This is a genomic window from Agarivorans sp. QJM3NY_30 (assembly GCF_050870855.2).
Lineage (GTDB): Bacteria > Pseudomonadota > Gammaproteobacteria > Enterobacterales > Celerinatantimonadaceae > Agarivorans.
Genome location: NZ_CP194038.2, coordinates 3,755,621 through 3,771,665, shown reverse-complemented (window position 1 = coordinate 3,771,665; position 16,045 = coordinate 3,755,621). Strand labels below are relative to the sequence as shown.

The 16,045-nt window shown below is 44.6% G+C and carries 13 protein-coding genes and 1 pseudogene; 8 read left to right on the top strand and 6 right to left on the bottom strand.

The genetic code is table 11. The annotated features are described in order from the left end of the window. Nucleotides 1-193: 193 nt before the first annotated feature. The 3 genes from ACRRSX_RS17160 to ACRRSX_RS17150 form a co-directional block, all read right to left on the bottom strand. On the bottom strand, nucleotides 194-1,684 hold the full coding sequence (locus ACRRSX_RS17160; RefSeq protein ID WP_432452000.1) for an EAL domain-containing protein: 1,491 nt from the start codon (nucleotides 1,682-1,684) through the stop codon (nucleotides 194-196). A 334-nt stretch (nucleotides 1,685-2,018) separates the two neighbouring features. Beyond that, the gene (icd, locus tag ACRRSX_RS17155; RefSeq protein ID WP_432452001.1) at nucleotides 2,019-3,272 is read right to left on the bottom strand and encodes an NADP-dependent isocitrate dehydrogenase; all 1,254 of its coding nucleotides are present in this window, start codon (nucleotides 3,270-3,272) and stop codon (nucleotides 2,019-2,021) included. A 135-nt stretch (nucleotides 3,273-3,407) separates the two neighbouring features. Further along, a complete protein-coding gene (locus tag ACRRSX_RS17150; RefSeq protein WP_432452002.1) occupies nucleotides 3,408-5,096 on the bottom strand; it encodes an AMP-binding protein in 1,689 nt (562 codons plus the stop codon). A 401-nt stretch (nucleotides 5,097-5,497) separates the two neighbouring features. Between ACRRSX_RS17150 and ACRRSX_RS17145 the strand changes: the two genes are divergently transcribed. Continuing rightward, a complete protein-coding gene (locus ACRRSX_RS17145) occupies nucleotides 5,498-5,749 on the top strand; it encodes a DUF2960 domain-containing protein (RefSeq protein WP_432452003.1) in 252 nt (83 codons plus the stop codon). 749 nt (nucleotides 5,750-6,498) lie between these two features. Here the strand turns inward: ACRRSX_RS17145 and ACRRSX_RS17140 are convergent. Together ACRRSX_RS17140 and ACRRSX_RS17135 are read right to left on the bottom strand one after the other, a co-directional pair. Then, nucleotides 6,499-6,624 (bottom strand): annotated as a pseudogene (locus ACRRSX_RS17140) (transposase); the annotation flags it as partial. 244 nt (nucleotides 6,625-6,868) lie between these two features. Continuing rightward, complete coding sequence (locus ACRRSX_RS17135; RefSeq protein ID WP_432452004.1) at nucleotides 6,869-7,849, bottom strand: integron integrase; 981 nt, start codon at nucleotides 7,847-7,849, stop codon at nucleotides 6,869-6,871. Between the two features lie 257 nt (nucleotides 7,850-8,106). Here ACRRSX_RS17135 and ACRRSX_RS17130 point away from each other — a divergent pair, with 257 nt between their 5' ends. Then, nucleotides 8,107-8,556, top strand: a complete 450-nt coding sequence (locus ACRRSX_RS17130; protein ID WP_432452005.1) for a hypothetical protein — start codon at nucleotides 8,107-8,109, stop codon at nucleotides 8,554-8,556. An 81-nt stretch (nucleotides 8,557-8,637) separates the two neighbouring features. On the opposite strand, the gene ltrA is transcribed toward ACRRSX_RS17130, so the two are convergent. Beyond that, nucleotides 8,638-9,969: a group II intron reverse transcriptase/maturase gene (gene ltrA / locus ACRRSX_RS17125; RefSeq protein ID WP_432452006.1), complete on the bottom strand. Its 1,332-nt coding sequence runs from the start codon at nucleotides 9,967-9,969 to the stop codon at nucleotides 8,638-8,640. Between the two features lie 667 nt (nucleotides 9,970-10,636). Here ltrA and ACRRSX_RS17120 point away from each other — a divergent pair. The 6 genes from ACRRSX_RS17120 to ACRRSX_RS17095 all read left to right on the top strand — a co-directional run bounded on the left by ACRRSX_RS17120 (nucleotide 10,637) and on the right by ACRRSX_RS17095 (nucleotide 16,043). Continuing rightward, entirely contained in the window at nucleotides 10,637-11,059 is a 423-nt protein-coding gene (locus ACRRSX_RS17120) for a MarR family winged helix-turn-helix transcriptional regulator (protein ID WP_432452007.1), read from the top strand. Nucleotides 11,060-11,061: 2 nt separating this feature from the next. Then, nucleotides 11,062-11,508 (top strand): DUF1330 domain-containing protein, encoded by a 447-nt coding sequence (locus ACRRSX_RS17115; protein ID WP_432452008.1) that lies wholly within the window; start codon nucleotides 11,062-11,064, stop codon nucleotides 11,506-11,508. A gap of 71 nt (nucleotides 11,509-11,579) precedes the next feature. Then, a complete protein-coding gene (locus tag ACRRSX_RS17110) occupies nucleotides 11,580-12,248 on the top strand; it encodes a class I SAM-dependent methyltransferase (protein WP_432452009.1) in 669 nt (222 codons plus the stop codon). Nucleotides 12,249-13,007: 759 nt separating this feature from the next. Next, nucleotides 13,008-13,475 carry an OsmC family protein gene (locus tag ACRRSX_RS17105; protein ID WP_432452010.1) on the top strand — a complete coding sequence of 156 codons (468 nt, stop codon included), beginning with the start codon at nucleotides 13,008-13,010 and terminating at the stop codon, nucleotides 13,473-13,475. A gap of 1,207 nt (nucleotides 13,476-14,682) precedes the next feature. Next, nucleotides 14,683-14,940 (top strand): CBU_0592 family membrane protein, encoded by a 258-nt coding sequence (locus ACRRSX_RS17100; RefSeq protein ID WP_432452011.1) that lies wholly within the window; start codon nucleotides 14,683-14,685, stop codon nucleotides 14,938-14,940. A gap of 182 nt (nucleotides 14,941-15,122) precedes the next feature. Then, nucleotides 15,123-16,043 carry an AAA family ATPase gene (locus tag ACRRSX_RS17095; protein WP_432452012.1) on the top strand — a complete coding sequence of 307 codons (921 nt, stop codon included), beginning with the start codon at nucleotides 15,123-15,125 and terminating at the stop codon, nucleotides 16,041-16,043. Nucleotides 16,044-16,045 lie beyond the last annotated feature (2 nt).

The window sequence follows — 16,045 nt, the reverse complement described above, 5'->3', positions numbered from 1 at the left end:
GATGTGCGGCGCTTTATCTTTTTTACATACTATGTTGATATAAACGATGATATGCAAGTTAATTTATTGTCGATGATGTCGCCGTTCTTATCTGTTCGTATCGCTGATCGGTCACACTGTAAAATAATTGTAAGATCTCGCAAAATTATTATTACGTAGCATAAGGTAGCAAAAAACCGTTTACCTTGATCAATTAACCATATTTTTGGATAAACGCTGCGAGCGCGAGCGGTCCATCAAAGTAGTGGCCTTGATAATAGTTTACCCCTCGACTGAGCAGAAAATCGAGCTCACACTGTTGTTCTATACCTTCGGCAATCGTTTGCACTTTTAGGCGTTGAGCGAGGTCGATAATATTTTCTAGTAACTCTATTTTGTGGGCATCGTGGATCGCTTGCACAAAACTCCGGTCAATTTTTAAATAATCAGTGTCGATTTGATGTAGATATTTGAGAGAACAATGACCAGTACCAAAATCATCGAGGGCCATTTTCACGCCGATTGATTTCAATCGTTCGATCGCGACAAGATACTCATCGCCATTGGGGAGTTCTTCACGTTCCGTGAGTTCAACGATCAAAACATAGCCATATTTGGCAAAGTTTTCGATAAAGTGCTGGCAATCGGTAAAAAAAACGGGCTCGGTTAATTGGATCGGACAGATGTTGAAGGCGATATGTAAGGGCTTACGATTGACCTCGGGAATATTGTTTAAGGCGATACTCACTTGTTGAAATAATTGACTACTAATGGCACTGATTTGCCCTGTTTGTTCTGCGACGCCAACAAAGTCACTCGGCAAAATCAGTCCTTTATTTGGATGTTGCCAGCGCACTAGCACTTCACCGCCAATTGGCAGGCCAGAGGCATCAAATACGGGCTGTAGATAAGCGGTAAAGTGCTTATTTTTTATGGCTCGTGAAATACTAAAACTTAGCCAATTGAAGGTGTCGATATAGTTATAAACTGCTCTTGCTCCAACAGTGCTGATAATGAGCCATAGTGCCATGAGTATGCCGAATTTGTTGAAGAGGTATTGCAGATAAGTTTTTAACGAATATTGATAATAGACCTGAAACAAGTCATTGCTATAACGTGGCTTAGCCAGTTTTTTGAACATTTGGACTTGGCTGATAGATGAACGACTAAAAATGTAATCTCCTAGCTTTAAGTAACTATTAAAGTTTGCTTCAACATTTTCTAACAACCCCATGAGATGCTGAGGGTGTATGCCAAAATAAATATAGTGCTCGTTTGATACCGAGATCGTTATCAGTACCACCCCTTTTTCTGCAATCTGAGAATTAACACTAAAGATGGTCTGCGGAACAAAAAATATCTGTTGATGTTGGGCCGCACTGTATTTGGGGGAAAGTGACACGCTTTGATAATTGGGTAAGCTACTGCAGAGTAATGTTTTCTGATACACCCAGCTAACACTTCTCACCACCGAGCTGTTGAGTATGGTATTGGTTGCCTGCTGGGTAAACAGAGGGCAGTCTTCGGGTAAATGGATATCTTTAAATGAAGTGCTATATAAGTCTTTTACCTCACTCATCATTGAATTGAGTTGTCGGTAGACCGATGCGGAGTGCGTGCTCGCTTTGTCTTCGATGTCTTGATACGCAAATATACAGATGAAAGCGAGTCCAATTAGGTTTGAACTCCAAATAAAGCTTCTCATGTGAATATAGCTTGATAATTGCATAGTGAAGATTATTAATTTTGTATTATAAATTTACTATGTTGACATAAATATTCACTCTTAAGTTAATTAATTATCAGTTTTGAGTGCTTGCTCAATTGCTCATGTATCTGTATTCGCGCTTGAACAGCATCTTGGGTCATAAAGGACGAAGTCCAGTTTACTATCGTGGGCAACAAAGGTGGTTTTGGAATAAGTAATACTTTGTGCGATGGGTCACTTTTAGACATCGTTGAGAGTACCAGTATTCAAGACCTCCAGTCGGACGACTCCCCAAACTGTCAGAAGGTAAATGCCTTTATCCCTTGATATTTTACATATGTTTGATCACTGCCACGCCGAATTCAGAACAACTGACTTCGCTGGCTTGCTCAATCATTCGGGCAAAGTCGTAGGTGACGGTGCGGGCCGCAATGGCCCCCTCTACGCCTTGGCTAATCAGTTGTGCGGCTTCCGTCCAACCAATGTGTTTCAGCATCATTTGGGCGCATAGAATAATTGAGCAAGGATTAACCTTATCTTGCCCCGCTAGACGTGGGACCGTGCCATGGGTGGGTTCGAAAAAGGCCACTTCACTACTTAAATTAGCGCCAGGGGCGATGCCTATACCGCCGACATGGGCGGCTAGCGCATCGGCCAGTAGATCGCCATTTTGGTTCATGGTGGCAATTACATCATAGTGCTCTGGATGTAAGGTGACTTGTTGAAACATATTATCGGCAATCACGTCTTTTAGTACCAATGGTGCTCGTCCATCGTCACGCGGGATTTCTAACCAATAGCCATTGGGATGTCTTTGCGCAGCAAATTCTTGTTCGGCTAATTCATATCCCCAGTTTTTAAAGGCTCCTTCGGTGAACTTCATAATATTGCCTTTATGCACCAGGGTCACCGATTGCCGCTGGTGGTCTAAGGCATATTGGATGGCGTGGCGGATCAGTCGCTTGGAGCCCTGCTCTGAAATATGTTTAATGCCAATGCCGCAGTGTTCACTAAAACGTAACTTAGTCACGCCCATTTGTTGTTGTAAAAATTCGATGATGCGCTCGGCATCAATACTATCGGCCTTCCACTCTATGCCGCTATAAATGTCTTCGGAGTTCTCTCTAAAAACCACCATATCGGTTAGTTCAGGATGTTTGAGTGGGGAGGGCACGCCTTTAAACCAGCGGATTGGGCGAATATTAACGAATAGGTCCATTTCTTGGCGAAGCGAAATGTTTAGAGAACGAAAACCGCCGCCAATGGGGGTTGTGAGGGGCCCCTTTATGGCAACTCGGTGTTCTCTAATCGCGCCGAGAGTTTCTTGTGGAAACCAATCGCCGTCGTACATGGCAGCAGCTTTTTCACCATTGAATACCTCCATCCACATGATCTGACGTTGCTTTCCATAGGCCTTGGCCACTGCGGCATCGACCACCTTAAGCATCACAGGGGTGATATCGACTCCGATTCCGTCGCCTTCGATATAGGCAATAATTGGAGTATTGGGTACTTGCAAGCCATGCTGTGGGTCGAGGGTTATTTTTTCTCCGCCAGCGGGAACGATAATATGTTGGTAATCCATTCGAGTGGCCTTTGAGTGTAACAACAAATGTTTACTCTACTTGGGGCGAAGCTCAAGGGCAATTGTCGTCACCGCGAGAAGTGAACTTGTCGCGGTTTTTATGACGGACTGAATAAGCAAGCGACAAACCTTGGCTCAGTTCAGCTCTGTTTGGGCTTGCTTAGTTTGGCGCAGCTGCCGGCGCAAAATTTTACCAACATTGCTTTTAGGCAACTCTGTTCGGTACTCGATCAATTTGGGGATCTTGTAACCGGTGAGGTGTTTACGGCAGTGCTTTTTAATCTCTTCGCGACCGACTCTCGCCTTACAGACCACAAACAATTTGATCTGTTCTCCGGTGATATCATCAGCAATGCCAATCGCTGCGGCTTCGACGATCGAGGGGTGTAAGGTGGCCACTTCTTCAATTTCGCTCGGAAATACATTAAAGCCAGACACAATAATCATGTCTTTCTTACGATCTTCGATGAAGAAATGCCCTCTTTCGTCCATCCGGCCAATATCTCCGGATTTAATCCATCCATCGTCACTAAGTACTTCGGCAGTTTCTTCGGGTTGGTTCCAATAGCCTTTCATCACCTGCGGCCCCTTGATTTGCAATTCGCCAATACCGCCCATTTCTAGTTCTTGTCCTTGTTCATCGACAATGCGTATTTGCGTGCTGGGCATCGGCACCCCAATAGATGCAATGAAGGATTGCTGCTGGTGGGTTCCTGCTGCAACAACGGGTGAACATTCGGTTAAACCGTAACCTTCAATTACCGGCATTTGGGTGAGTTCTTGCCATTGTTCGGCGATATGCTTTTGGGTAGCCATCCCGCCACCGATGGTAAAGCGAGCCTTCGAAAAATCCAGTTGGCGAAAACCGGCATGATTGAGCAAGGCATTAAATAGGGTATTCAGGCCAAAAATCATGGTGAAGGGGTAATTACGCAAGTCGCGAACAAAACTGTCGAGGTCGCGGGGATTGGTAATCAATAAGTTATTTCCGCCAATATGCATAATAAACATCATGCTCACAGTATTGGCAAAAATATGGTATAGCGGCAGCGGCGTCACGGCGTGCTCTTTATCATAGAGGGTGCGAGGCCCAAAGTGATAGTAGACTTGCAGCACGTTCGCGACGACATTGTGATGGGTGAGCATTGCGCCTTTAGCCACGCCAGTGGTTCCGCCAGTATATTGTAAGTAGGCGATGTCATCGCCAGTGAGATGAGGTTTTTTGTAAACTAAGCTCTTGCCTTGGGTGAGTGCTCTACGCATCGAAATTGCGCCAGGCAGATTGTATTTAGGCACCATTTTTTTAACGTACTTCACGACAAAGTTAACCAGTGTTCGCCGATGCGGTGCTAATTGATCGCCAATGCTGGTGAGGATCACATGCTTGAGCTGGGTCGACTTAATCACCTGTTGCAGACTATTGCCAAAGTTAGTGACCGCGACGATTGCTGTGGCGCCAGAATCACGTAGCTGATGTTTTAGCTCGCGCGGGGTATAAAGTGGATTTACATTGACCACCACTAAACCCGCCCGCAGAGCGCCAAATAAAGCGATAGGATATTGCAGTAAGTTAGGCATCATCAGCGCGATCCGCTCCCCCTGCTGCATGCCTAAATATTGCAGGTAAGCGGCGAAGGCAAGAGACTGTTGATCGAGTTCTTGGTAGCTGAGTTTGTGCCCCATGTTGACAAAAGCGGTCTGCTCAGCATATTTTTTGGCACTATGGTCAAATAATTCCAAAATATTTTGGAAGCGTTCCGTGTCAATGCTTGCCGGAACATCTTCTGGGTAGCTTTTTAGCCAAGGTTGTTCTGTTGAATTCATTTTCTATCCTCGCCCTCGGTTTAGCATTGCGACAGCTTGATCAAATTCAGCATCAACAATGGGTTAGTGATCTCACTAACGATGGGCTACTTGTTAACGCTCGCAAGGTTAGCCTATCAGCTGCATAAACCCTAGCGCATTTTTGTAAATGGTTGAGCTAAATCGTCCGATTATTGGGAGGTTTTATAGCTTTAGCCAAATTTTCAGCAGAAATCTTATGAATACAGTAGCTTGTTGGTTTTTTGAACTATATATCTTGGGCTACTAATTAGATTGGAGTGGAGGTTTTGTCTCATTGTACCTATGACTGGTGATTGCGATTAAGGGCGCTGTAATTTACGTAACATCCTGTGGTCGTTTGCGATATGATCGAGCCGCATAGCTAGTTTTAGAGGTTTACAATGGCGCGTCAGGTTACATACACCTATCAAAACACCACCAAGGTGATTAATTTTTCTTTCGATAAATATTATGACATTCACGAAGCGGTGGCGGCCGCGGAAGGGATCGATCTTCATGCTTTTTTGGCAATGGAAAAACAGCTTGCCATGTCAACTCGCGATAAAGGAACCCTGAAAGCATATCGTGAAAAAGAGTTTCAACGTTTGGGCTTTAGTCATATTCGTTTTTTAAAAGATGAAGAAAAAACTTAGGCTTGCTGTCGTTAGTTGGGCAAGGGCAGCTGTTTAATCAGAGATGGGGTCTAGCTAGGTCCTTAAGTGGAAATACGACTCAGAGCGCTGTTTGGTTTATTGGCATTAAGCAGGGTCGGCAATCTATATGCGGACAACAATGCTGTTCCCTATATTGAGGGGGAGAGACAAGGCTCTCTGTGGCTGTTCGATATTTATCGATGAGGGTGGGACCTACAAGTTAGCAGGCACCGTCTGTTGGCCCATTTTCACCATGGCTTGACCAAGTTATAGCAAGCAGTGACAGCGAGCTAGAAGATGAAACTCTGTGTGCCCAACCAGTCGTTGATGCTACCTCTTCCGGTGGGGGAGCCTTTGGTGGGGTGCGGTCGGCGATGTTGGCTATTCTGTTATGGGTTCGCCGCGCGCGACGCTAAGTGAAATAGAATCAGCTGAGTCGTTTTTTAGCTATTTCGCTGATTCTTTATATTGCCCTAGTTGATCTTACCGTTTTTATTGATTTGGCTTTGATTGACTCAGGGTTTATTTGGCCGAACCACCATTTGTCGCTGGAACCATAGAGTGACATAATTGAATCATACTGTGACATAATTTACCCATTGTGTGACAAATTTGCCCCATACCTTGACGTAAGGTATGTTGGTTTAAGGTTTGTTGCACATGGGTATTTTTATGTACATCAGAAGCTTGTGAAAACCCTCACCGAATAAAAACATCTTTAAGTTTGCTAGCGTCAAAGTTAATCGTGCTAACTGAATGCGCCGCAATACGTGTTTGGCGTTACCCCGTAAGAAACCATAATCTCTCACCCGCTGTAAGCCCTTGGGCAATATATGCTGCAAGATAAGCTTTAAGAATGTGAAGGTCGGCAAGGTCATGTATGTCGTGCTGGGTAAGCATGCATCTAATGAAGAATGATGACTAACCAATAGTTTTTGTCGAGTTATCGCAACACTAACGTGCTTTTGCCCCATTCCGTGTTACGCCTTCTAACGAACAACGCAATCACCCATGTTTCTTTCCATACCAAAACTAATGGTTTTGAATCAGATTTTACAAGCCAAGTTTAATCACCAGCTAGAATGCAAAAACCTGTTCGATGGTCTTGTCAAAAATCATCTATTTTGCAGCTTGAACCAAGCACTCTAAAGGGCTTTTGACGCCCGTGGTATGACGACCGATAACATGCGTGTAAATCTCAGTCGTTGTTACATCCTGATGGCCAAGTAATTCTTGTATAGTTCTTAAATCAGTCCCTTGTTCTAATAAGTGGGTGGCAAAACTGTGCCTAAAGGTATGGCAACTTGCAGGCTTATTTATACCGGCATTACGCACGGCTTTGGTGACTGCTTTTTGGAGCACACTATGATGAATATGATGGCGTTTGAGCTCACCTGTTCTAGCGTCGATACACAGGCGAGTTGAAGGAAACAAAAACTGCCAAGAAAACGACCGTTGAGAATGTGGGTACTTACGGGCTAACGCGTAAGGCATCGTCGTTCCAGCATAATGTAGACTCATATCGTGAGCAAAAACACTTTTGCTCAGGAGAATGTTATCGCGAAGCTTTGGGATCAAGTTAGGGGGTAACAAAGTTACGCGATCTTTATTTCCTTTGCCTTGCCGTACGGTGATTGTATTTTGATCAAAATCTAAGTCTTTAATCCGTAATCTCAAGCATTCACTGAGTCTTAGTCCCGAACCGTAAAGCAGTGAAGCCATGATCTGATAATCCGCGGGTAAATTCGCAATCACTTGGCTCACTTCAGCTCGAGTAAAAACTACGGGAATGTTGACTTGTTTTTTCGAGCGTTTCGCCTGAATTCCAATCATTTCGATACGTAGTACTTTGTTATAGAGAAACATTAAGGCATTAAATGCGATGTTTTGAGTCGCCGGAGCGACTTGCCTATCGACCGCTAGATGAGTTAGAAATCGTTCAATATCAGCAGCTCCGAGCTTTGCTGGGTGCTGCTTGTGATTAAAATACAAAAAACGTTTTATCCAATGCCAATAGGTTTGCTCGGTGCGAATACTGTAATGGTGCTGATAAATCGTATTTCTAAATCGCTGCTGGAGCCGCAATGGTGTGTTTGACATGTTGTGCACTTTTTATCTGTATATGCATACAGTGTTTTTAGTTTCGTTTGCGTCATTTGTCAAAGTAATCAATGATAGAAATGGATCGACGATTGATTGATTCCGAGTAAAAAACTAAGGTAGACAATGGGTTAATATCAAATCATAAATTGATGGGCGAACGTGATGAAGATCATGTTTTTTGTGATAGGACGCGCGCTCATTGAATGGGATAGACCGCACGTGCGGCCTACTTAGCGTTATGTGAATCGAAATTGATGAACTGGAAATTAGCGAAAGAGTACTTCGAAGACAATGGAATGCTTGTAGATGTTTATTATGAGCATATGACCACTAGCGGCTGGGAAAAGCTGTTCGGGTGGCTTTCAGCTAATTCAAATGTGACATCAATTAATTGCTATATTCCAGAATCTGATGAGAACTCAGAAAAATTCCCTAAAGATATCAACGCCTATATCGATGTTAGCGGATTTTATTGCTTTGTTTCAATGTTGGTTGGCGACATAACGTTGTTTTTACGGTTCTATGAAAAATCAGAGTTGGAGTGTGATGTTTCACCTTCTGAAATTGACAGCGAGGAGAAATTATTCGCTCTCTTAAGTATTCTTGAGGAGATAAAGGTTGTAACTGGTTCGTCGCGCTACTTAGTATGCCCAGAGAATAGTAAAGAAGGCGTGTTTATTGTTAACGGTGAGCTAGTCGCATGAAATTATCACATAATCGGGTAGCCGAAGGTATCTAGCCTCCAGCCCCCACAACACCCTGCATGCGGCTCCGCACAGGGCGTTTCACTTAGAATGGTGAAGCTTAATCCATCCATCTCGAAGCGCAAATAGACCTTGGGATGCTAAATAAGCATTCGATAATGCTTGTTGGATCCCCGGTGTTTTCGAGCTTCTCCATGGGCCTTTACTGGTTATGCCACAGGCTACCGCGGCTTGAACATGTACTCCTCTACGCATCAGATTTCTTACTTTGGTTCTCGGTTTTCGCCACTGTCGCCAGTAGGCCATTCGCACTCTGCGCCTTATCCAGTGATCTAGATCTACGCACAGTTGATAGCAATTCGCGATCCCAAAGTAGTTTATCCATCCTCGCAAGTATTGGCTTACTTTAAATAGCTGATAGCCCATCGACACGCCCCAGTTACGGTTTGTTAGACGCCTAATTTGTTGTTTAAAACGGTGTAACGTTTTGGCATGAATTTGCAGCCGTCCCGCTTTAAAGGTAAACCCTAAGAACTTACTCTTCGCCGTTTTAACCACCTGACTTTTGGCTGTATTAACCACAAGTTTTAAGCGCCGTTGCAAGAAGCTACTAATGCTCGTAAGCACTCGTTCACCCGCACGCTGACTTCTCAGCAAAATGGTAAAATCATCGGCGTAACGAGCAAACTTATGCCCTCGCTTTTCCAGCTCTTTGTCCAATGGATCGAGCATGATATTGGCCAGCAAGGGCGATAATGGTCCCCCTTGCGGTACACCTTCTCGACTTTCCTGATAGCACTGGTTATGGATAAAACCCGCTCTCAGGTATTTTCCAATCAGTGTCAGTAGCCGTTTATCTTGCACGCTTTGTCCCAGTTGACTCATTAATAGATCATGGTTAACTCGGTCAAAGAATTTAGATAAATCGACATCAACGGCAAAGCGTCGGCCTTGCTTGATGATGCTTTGCACTTGTTTCACCGCTTGCTGCCCATTCTTGTTTGGCCTAAATCCAAAGCTGTTCGCTGAGAAGCTAGGGTCAAAGGTAGGCGTTAGCACTTGGGCAATGGCTTGCTGGATGACACGGTCGAGCACGGTTGGGATCCCCAGTAGGCGCTTCCCGCCATCGGGTTTATCTATCTCCACACGGCGTACCGGTTTAGGCTGATACTGGCCATTACGCAGCGCAGCAGCAACCTGCTTCCAGTGTAGTTTTGCCCAAGAAGGAAATGCATCAATGGACATGTTATCCACTCCAGCAGCCCCTTTATTGGCTCGAACACCTTGCCACGCGAGCTGAATATTCTGCCGCGTTAGCATATGTTCGAATAGATGTTGGCTAAAGGTTGGCTGCGAGTTATTACGCTGAATCGCATCTACGCCGGACGGCGAATGGGTGTTCAAGTTTAACAAGGCTCCTCCTTTATTCTAAGTGTTCAGGCCTTCACCGTGTCCCAACCATTACGATGGGCGTTGGGCTACTATGCCGTCTGCTGACTTCTGCTTAATCACCGTTTGAGTTACCCCAAATAGCGCTATCGTTGTTCATCGTATTTGCTCACTTAAGTTGATGAGAATTAAGTGCCAGGCCTGTTGAACTAGCGGCCAAGCTAGTGAGTTTAACGATCGCCTGTTAAGCAGACCTCCCCAGATAAGAACATGCACTGTCTCTGCACTGCTGCATCATTTACGGTGGCCGTTAGATCACATGGCTTCGTTGTCTTGTGCCAACTCGCCTCCAGCCTACGCCTCATATGATGTTCTTGTTCATCAGCTCGCAGATTTGCGTCCGGCTTCCTTCAGACATTCCCTCGCGGCAATGCCCTTGCCATTCGCTAGTAGTTAGCGTTTAATAATCAGAATGTTATTAAACGGTGACCTTCCTACAGAGGACTTTCACCTCATTAGTTCATGCCCATGCTGGGCGTACACAAACGCAGGCAGTCGGATATTTTTTCCGTTCGTGCCTCACTACAAAAATACCGCTGCTGCGGGCGTTATGTTTCCACTCAAAGCTGTTCTTGACTTTCAAATACCTTCACTTATACTTGCATAATCAAGCATAAGTGAAGGTATTTCCATGTTAAACGAAAATGTCAGTTCATTATTTATTATCAAAAACGCTCTTCTCGCTTCGAGGCTATCGAAAAGAGTAGGGAATTGTCTAAGTGTCCATGGTATCAGTCTAACTGAGTATATCGTTATGCACTGTTTGAGCTATGATTTTCACCAAGGAGTTTCAAGAGTTGCGTTGGCTGATCATTTAGGCATGAGCGCTTCTGGTGTCACTCGCCTGCTCATGCCTATGGAAAAAAATAAAGTTATTGAAACGACTAAAAATCCTCGAGACTCAAGACAGAGTCTCGTTAAACTTTCAGCCACCGGGCAACGGTTATTTGAAGAGGCCCGTGATAGTTTTTCTCATATCGCAAGCGACCTCACATCCAATTTGAGCCAAAACCAACTAGAAAAATTAGCAGAACTGTATACGAAGGTAATTTAAAGATGACAAGCAAATCTTACATCGAACCGACCCAAGAGACTGGGGCTGCTTTGTTCCAGCGTAACATTTCTGGGGAAGTAGTAATGCTCAATATGCTGCGCTTTAGGGAGTTCGCTGATTATTCAAGTAATCCAAAACTTTCTCCTGAAACAAAAATATCTGGCAGAGAGGCCTTCCAGAAATATATAGAACACACGATGCCTCATTTGAGGGAGAATGGCGGTGAACTCCTATTTCTCGGAGATGGAGGAAAATTTTTTATTGGGCCTGATGATGAGCAATGGGATGTGGTCATGCTTGTAAAGCAAAGCTCCGTTGAAAACTTTTTTGCTTTCGCCTCCAATGCTGAATACTCAGCTGGAATAGGCCATAGAACTGCTGCCATTCTTGACTCTCGGTTATTGCCAATTGTGGAAAGTAGAAATCACAACATAACAAGTGGCTGCTAGGGAGCGCATTATGCTGCTCTCCATGCAGCCCCAGAGCCAAGCGTTATGTTTCCCCCACAAAGGTATAGAGAATGAGTAAACCGGAAGAGTTTTGGGACGGAGCATCTACAAAGTACGACAAGACCGAAGAGCGATTTGAGTACATTCATAGTAAATCTAGAGAAAATACTAGAAAATTCCTAAAAGATAGCGATACCGTTCTCGATTATGGCTGCGGGACAGGAACCTCAGCTTGCCAGTTTTCCAGTCAGGTTAAAGAGGTTCACGCTATTGATATATCATCGAAGATGATTGAAATAGCGAGGGAGAAATCAGCAGCTGAAAAAATAGAGAACGTAAGGTTCGAGCAATCGGATATTTTTGACAGCAAATATTCTAAAGAGTCATATGATGTCATTCTGGCTTTTAACATGTTGCATACAGTCTCTAGTCCAGAGGATGTAGTCCTTCGAATAAGTGAATTACTAAAGCCAGAAGGTTTATTCATTTCTGTAACACCTTGCTTACGTCAAAAGATGTCATTTTTAGTTAATCTTCAAATCCAGTTAGTGCGGATCTTGTGTAAACTTGGATTAATTCCCATTCCTATAAGAAGGATCACAAGCTCAGATGTGGAAAGTATATTAGAAGCAGGCGGGTTTCAAACAGTTGAATCTGAGGAGATATATAAAGATGCATCTAGCTATTTTGTCGTGGCTAAGAAGTTACAAAAACATAATCGGGTAGCCGGAGGTGTCTAACCTCCAGCCCCCACAACACCCTGCATGCGGCTCCGCACAGGGCGTTTCCTGAAAACGGTTAAAATACAACGGCCGATTAGCTCCTTTGCATTCCAATGATGGCTTCTGTTTTTTTGCGCCATGACTCCTCAGTCCGGTCGGATACGGAGACAATGAGCTGCACAGGCTCCTCATTGATTTTCAGGTTCAGGCCTTCACCATGTCCCAACCATTACGATGGGCGTTGGGCTACTATGCCGTCTGCTGACTTCTGCTTAATCACCGTTTGAGTTACCCCAAATAGCGCTATCGTTGTTCATCGTATTTGCTCACTTAAGTTGATGAGACTTAAGTGCCAGGCCTGTTGAACTAGCGGCCAAGCTAGTGAGTTTAACGATCGCCTGTTAAGCAGACCTCCCCAGATAAGAACATGCACTGTCTCTGCACTGCTGCATCATTTACGGTGGCCGTTAGATCACATGGCTTCGTTGTCTTGTGCCAACTCGCCTCCAGCCTACGCCTCATATGATGTTCTTGTTCATCAGCTCGCAGATTTGCGTCCGGCTTCCTTCAGACATTCCCTCGCGGCAATGCCCTTGCCATTCGCTAGTAGTTAGCGTTTAATAATCAGAATGTTATTAAACGGTGACCTTCCTACAGAGGACTTTCACCTCATTAGTTCATGCCCATGCTGGGCGTACACAAGCGGTTCAATTTGACGCCGCAAAAAGCGCGGCTCAAATTAACCGAGCGTTAGACGATTACGCAAATGGAGTTCCGATGTCAGAGTATTACGCAAAAGTTAATTGGACGAGAGCCAATGATGAAAAGTATATTGATAATAAATACAGCCGAGGTCACGAGTGGAGTTTTGATGGTGGTGTAACCGTTCAAGCATCATCTTCTCCGCATATAGTCCCATTACCATACTCCGTTGAAGCTAACGTGGATCCTGAAGAGGCTTTCATTGCATCGCTTTCAAGTTGTCATATGTTGTTCTTTTTAGGAATCGCAGCCAAAAGACGTTTTGTTGTCGATTCATACCTAGACAATGCAGTGGGTGTTATGGAGAAAGTTGAGGGTGGTAATATTGAAATGACTCAAATTACTCTTAGACCAAATGTTAAGTTTTCTGGTGAAAAACAACCCACAATGGAGCAACTTGAGAAAATGCATCATCAATCTCATGAGCAATGTTTTCTAGCAAACTCAGTAAAAACAGAGATACTTACTGAGATCATCGTCTAATCGGGTAGCCGGAGGTGTCTAACCTCCAGCCCCCACAACACCCTGCATGCGGCTCCGCACAGGGCGTTTCCTGAAAACGGTTAAAATACAACGGCCGATTAGCTCCTTTGCATTCCAATGATGGCTTCTGTTTTTTGCGCCATGACTCCTCAGTCCGGTCGGATACGGAGACAATGAGCTGCACAGGCTCCTCATTGATTTTCAGGTTCAGGCCTTCACCATGTCCCAACCATTACGATGGGCGTTGGGCTACTATGCCGTCTGCTGACTTCTGCTTAATCACCGTTTGAGTTACCCCAAATAGCGCTATCGTTGTTCATCGTATTTGCTCACTTAAGTTGATGAGACTTAAGTGCCAGGCCTGTTTGAGTTAGCGGCCAAGCTAGTGAGTTTAACGATCGCCTGTTAAGCAGATCTCCCCAGATAAGAACATGTACTGTCTCTGCACTGCTGCATCATTTACGGTGGCCGTTAGATCACATGGCTTCGTTGTCTTGTGCCAACTCGCCTCCAGCCTACGCCTCATATGATGTTCTTGTTCATCAGCTCGCAGATTTGCGTCCGGCTTCCTTCAGACATTCCCTCGCGGCAATGCCCTTGCCATTCGCTAGTAGTTAGCGTTTAATAATCAAAATATTATTAAACGGTGACCTTCCTACAGAGGACTTTCACCTCATTAGTTCATGCCCATGCTGGGCGTACACAAACCGCTGCACACCGACACATACTGCTACGCTCGTTTTTGTGTGTCTCTACGCGCCACTTTACACAAAAACGCTCTCCGCAGTATGTGCGGGTGAGCGGGGCGTTAACCCATAGAAATTTTTATCCGAAACAGACGCTTTAGAGTTAAGGCTTTAACTCGGAAATGTCCAAAAGTGTGTTTGGGGGCGGCAAACATACGAAATGCACTATGCCATATTATGGTTCTATTTTATGTCAAACTATGGTTCAAATTTTGGATTTGCATTAGATGTAACGCAGGTCCTTATGTCACTTTATAGTTCCAGCGACACCATTCGCCCGCTTTCTAAAAAACTGTCAAAATAAACCTGCATCGAGCTGTCATTTCTGGTAAATTACGCTCGCATTTTAATATGCCACTAACAAGCTGTCTCAGGGAATACTGCATTGCAGTTGAGAGCGTCCACCCCAAGGAGCGGGCCAGCAATTTGGACGAACCAGTTCGCTTGTTAATGAGAATCTTATGCAACATTTATTTGCTAATATCGTCGGCCTTTCGGGGACCGCTTTAGTCGTAGGAGCTTTCTTCCTACTCCAGTTAGAACGCTTAAACCCAAAACAGCTCAGTTACAACTTAATGAATCTCAGTGGTGCAGTATTGTTGCTGATTAGCCTATGCATCAACTTTAATTTAGCCAGTTTTATTATTGAACTGTTCTGGATTAGTGCTTCGCTAGTAGGCATTGTCAAATACCTTAAACGCTCGCCTGCGATGGCTTAAGTCCCGTGTAGTTAAGCATTCTATATACGGAGTGCTTAACTTTAATGGCTATCCTTCTATCCTTTAACATATAATTTACCATCTTGCTTAAAGCGATCTTGTCGGAACTCTAGTGACGAACATTGCCTAAAATCCTGAAAGCTTTGTATGCTAATACTATGGCTTATTTGCAGTAGACGCATGTGGAATCCTTACATCCCGAGTTACAGGCAATTAGTTGTCAACTAGAGCAACAGCTTTTAGGTAAGCCGCAAGTGGTGCGTTTGGCTTTAAGTTGTCTACTGGCTAAGGGGCACTTGTTAATTGAAGATTTGCCCGGAGCCGGTAAAACCAGCCTCGCAAAGTGGTTGGCCAGCAGTTTTGGTTTGAGTTTTCAACGGATCCAATTTACCAGCGATTTGTTGCCGGCCGATATCATTGGAGTATCGGTATTTGAGCCATCGACTCAACAATTCAGTTTTCATCCGGGTCCTATTTTCCATCATTTAGTGCTGGCCGATGAACTCAATCGTGCCAGTCCAAGAACCCAAAGCGCTTTGTTAGAAGCAATGGAAGAGCAACAGGTGAGTACCGATGGCAACAGCTATCCACTGGCTTCACCATTTTTTGTGATCGCCACTCAAAATCCACGCGAACAGCTCGGCACTTTTGATCTACCTGAATCGCAGTTGGATCGCTTTGCAATGCGCCTCAGTATTGGCTATCCCGACCTTGGGTCTGAAATGGCGATGCTGAAACGGGAGCAAAATGCCACACCAGCCCCATCGTCGCTGACCATTGAGCAATTATTAGCCCTGCAACATGAGGTTCAACGGCTGCATTGTAGTGATGCCTTGCTCGATTATTTATTACGCTTAATTCACTTTAGTCGGCAATTGGAAGGCGCTCATCCTTTGTCTCCTCGCTGCAGTTTAACCCTGTTAGCTTGCGCCAAAGCTTGGGCTTTTGTTCACCATAAGAAACATGTTTCGCCAGATGATTTACAGGCGGTTTTTACAGCGGTTAGCGCACATCGTTTGGGACGCGGTGACAGTGGTGAAGCCTATGCTAAACATATTTTGGCAGAAGTTGATCCCTATCGCGATTTACCTTCGGGAGAATAGCA

Coding starts and splice junctions, on each gene's coding strand:
- ACRRSX_RS17160 (WP_432452000.1), bottom strand. CDS start 1,684: ATGAGAAGCTTTATTTGGAGTTCAAACCTAATTGGACTCGCTTTCATC.
- icd (WP_432452001.1), bottom strand. CDS start 3,272: ATGGATTACCAACATATTATCGTTCCCGCTGGCGGAGAAAAAATAACC.
- ACRRSX_RS17150 (WP_432452002.1), bottom strand. CDS start 5,096: ATGAATTCAACAGAACAACCTTGGCTAAAAAGCTACCCAGAAGATGTT.
- ACRRSX_RS17145 (WP_432452003.1), top strand. CDS start 5,498: ATGGCGCGTCAGGTTACATACACCTATCAAAACACCACCAAGGTGATT.
- ACRRSX_RS17135 (WP_432452004.1), bottom strand. CDS start 7,849: ATGTCAAACACACCATTGCGGCTCCAGCAGCGATTTAGAAATACGATT.
- ACRRSX_RS17130 (WP_432452005.1), top strand. CDS start 8,107: ATGAACTGGAAATTAGCGAAAGAGTACTTCGAAGACAATGGAATGCTT.
- ACRRSX_RS17120 (WP_432452007.1), top strand. CDS start 10,637: ATGTTAAACGAAAATGTCAGTTCATTATTTATTATCAAAAACGCTCTT.
- ACRRSX_RS17115 (WP_432452008.1), top strand. CDS start 11,062: ATGACAAGCAAATCTTACATCGAACCGACCCAAGAGACTGGGGCTGCT.
- ACRRSX_RS17110 (WP_432452009.1), top strand. CDS start 11,580: ATGAGTAAACCGGAAGAGTTTTGGGACGGAGCATCTACAAAGTACGAC.
- ACRRSX_RS17105 (WP_432452010.1), top strand. CDS start 13,008: ATGTCAGAGTATTACGCAAAAGTTAATTGGACGAGAGCCAATGATGAA.
- ACRRSX_RS17100 (WP_432452011.1), top strand. CDS start 14,683: ATGCAACATTTATTTGCTAATATCGTCGGCCTTTCGGGGACCGCTTTA.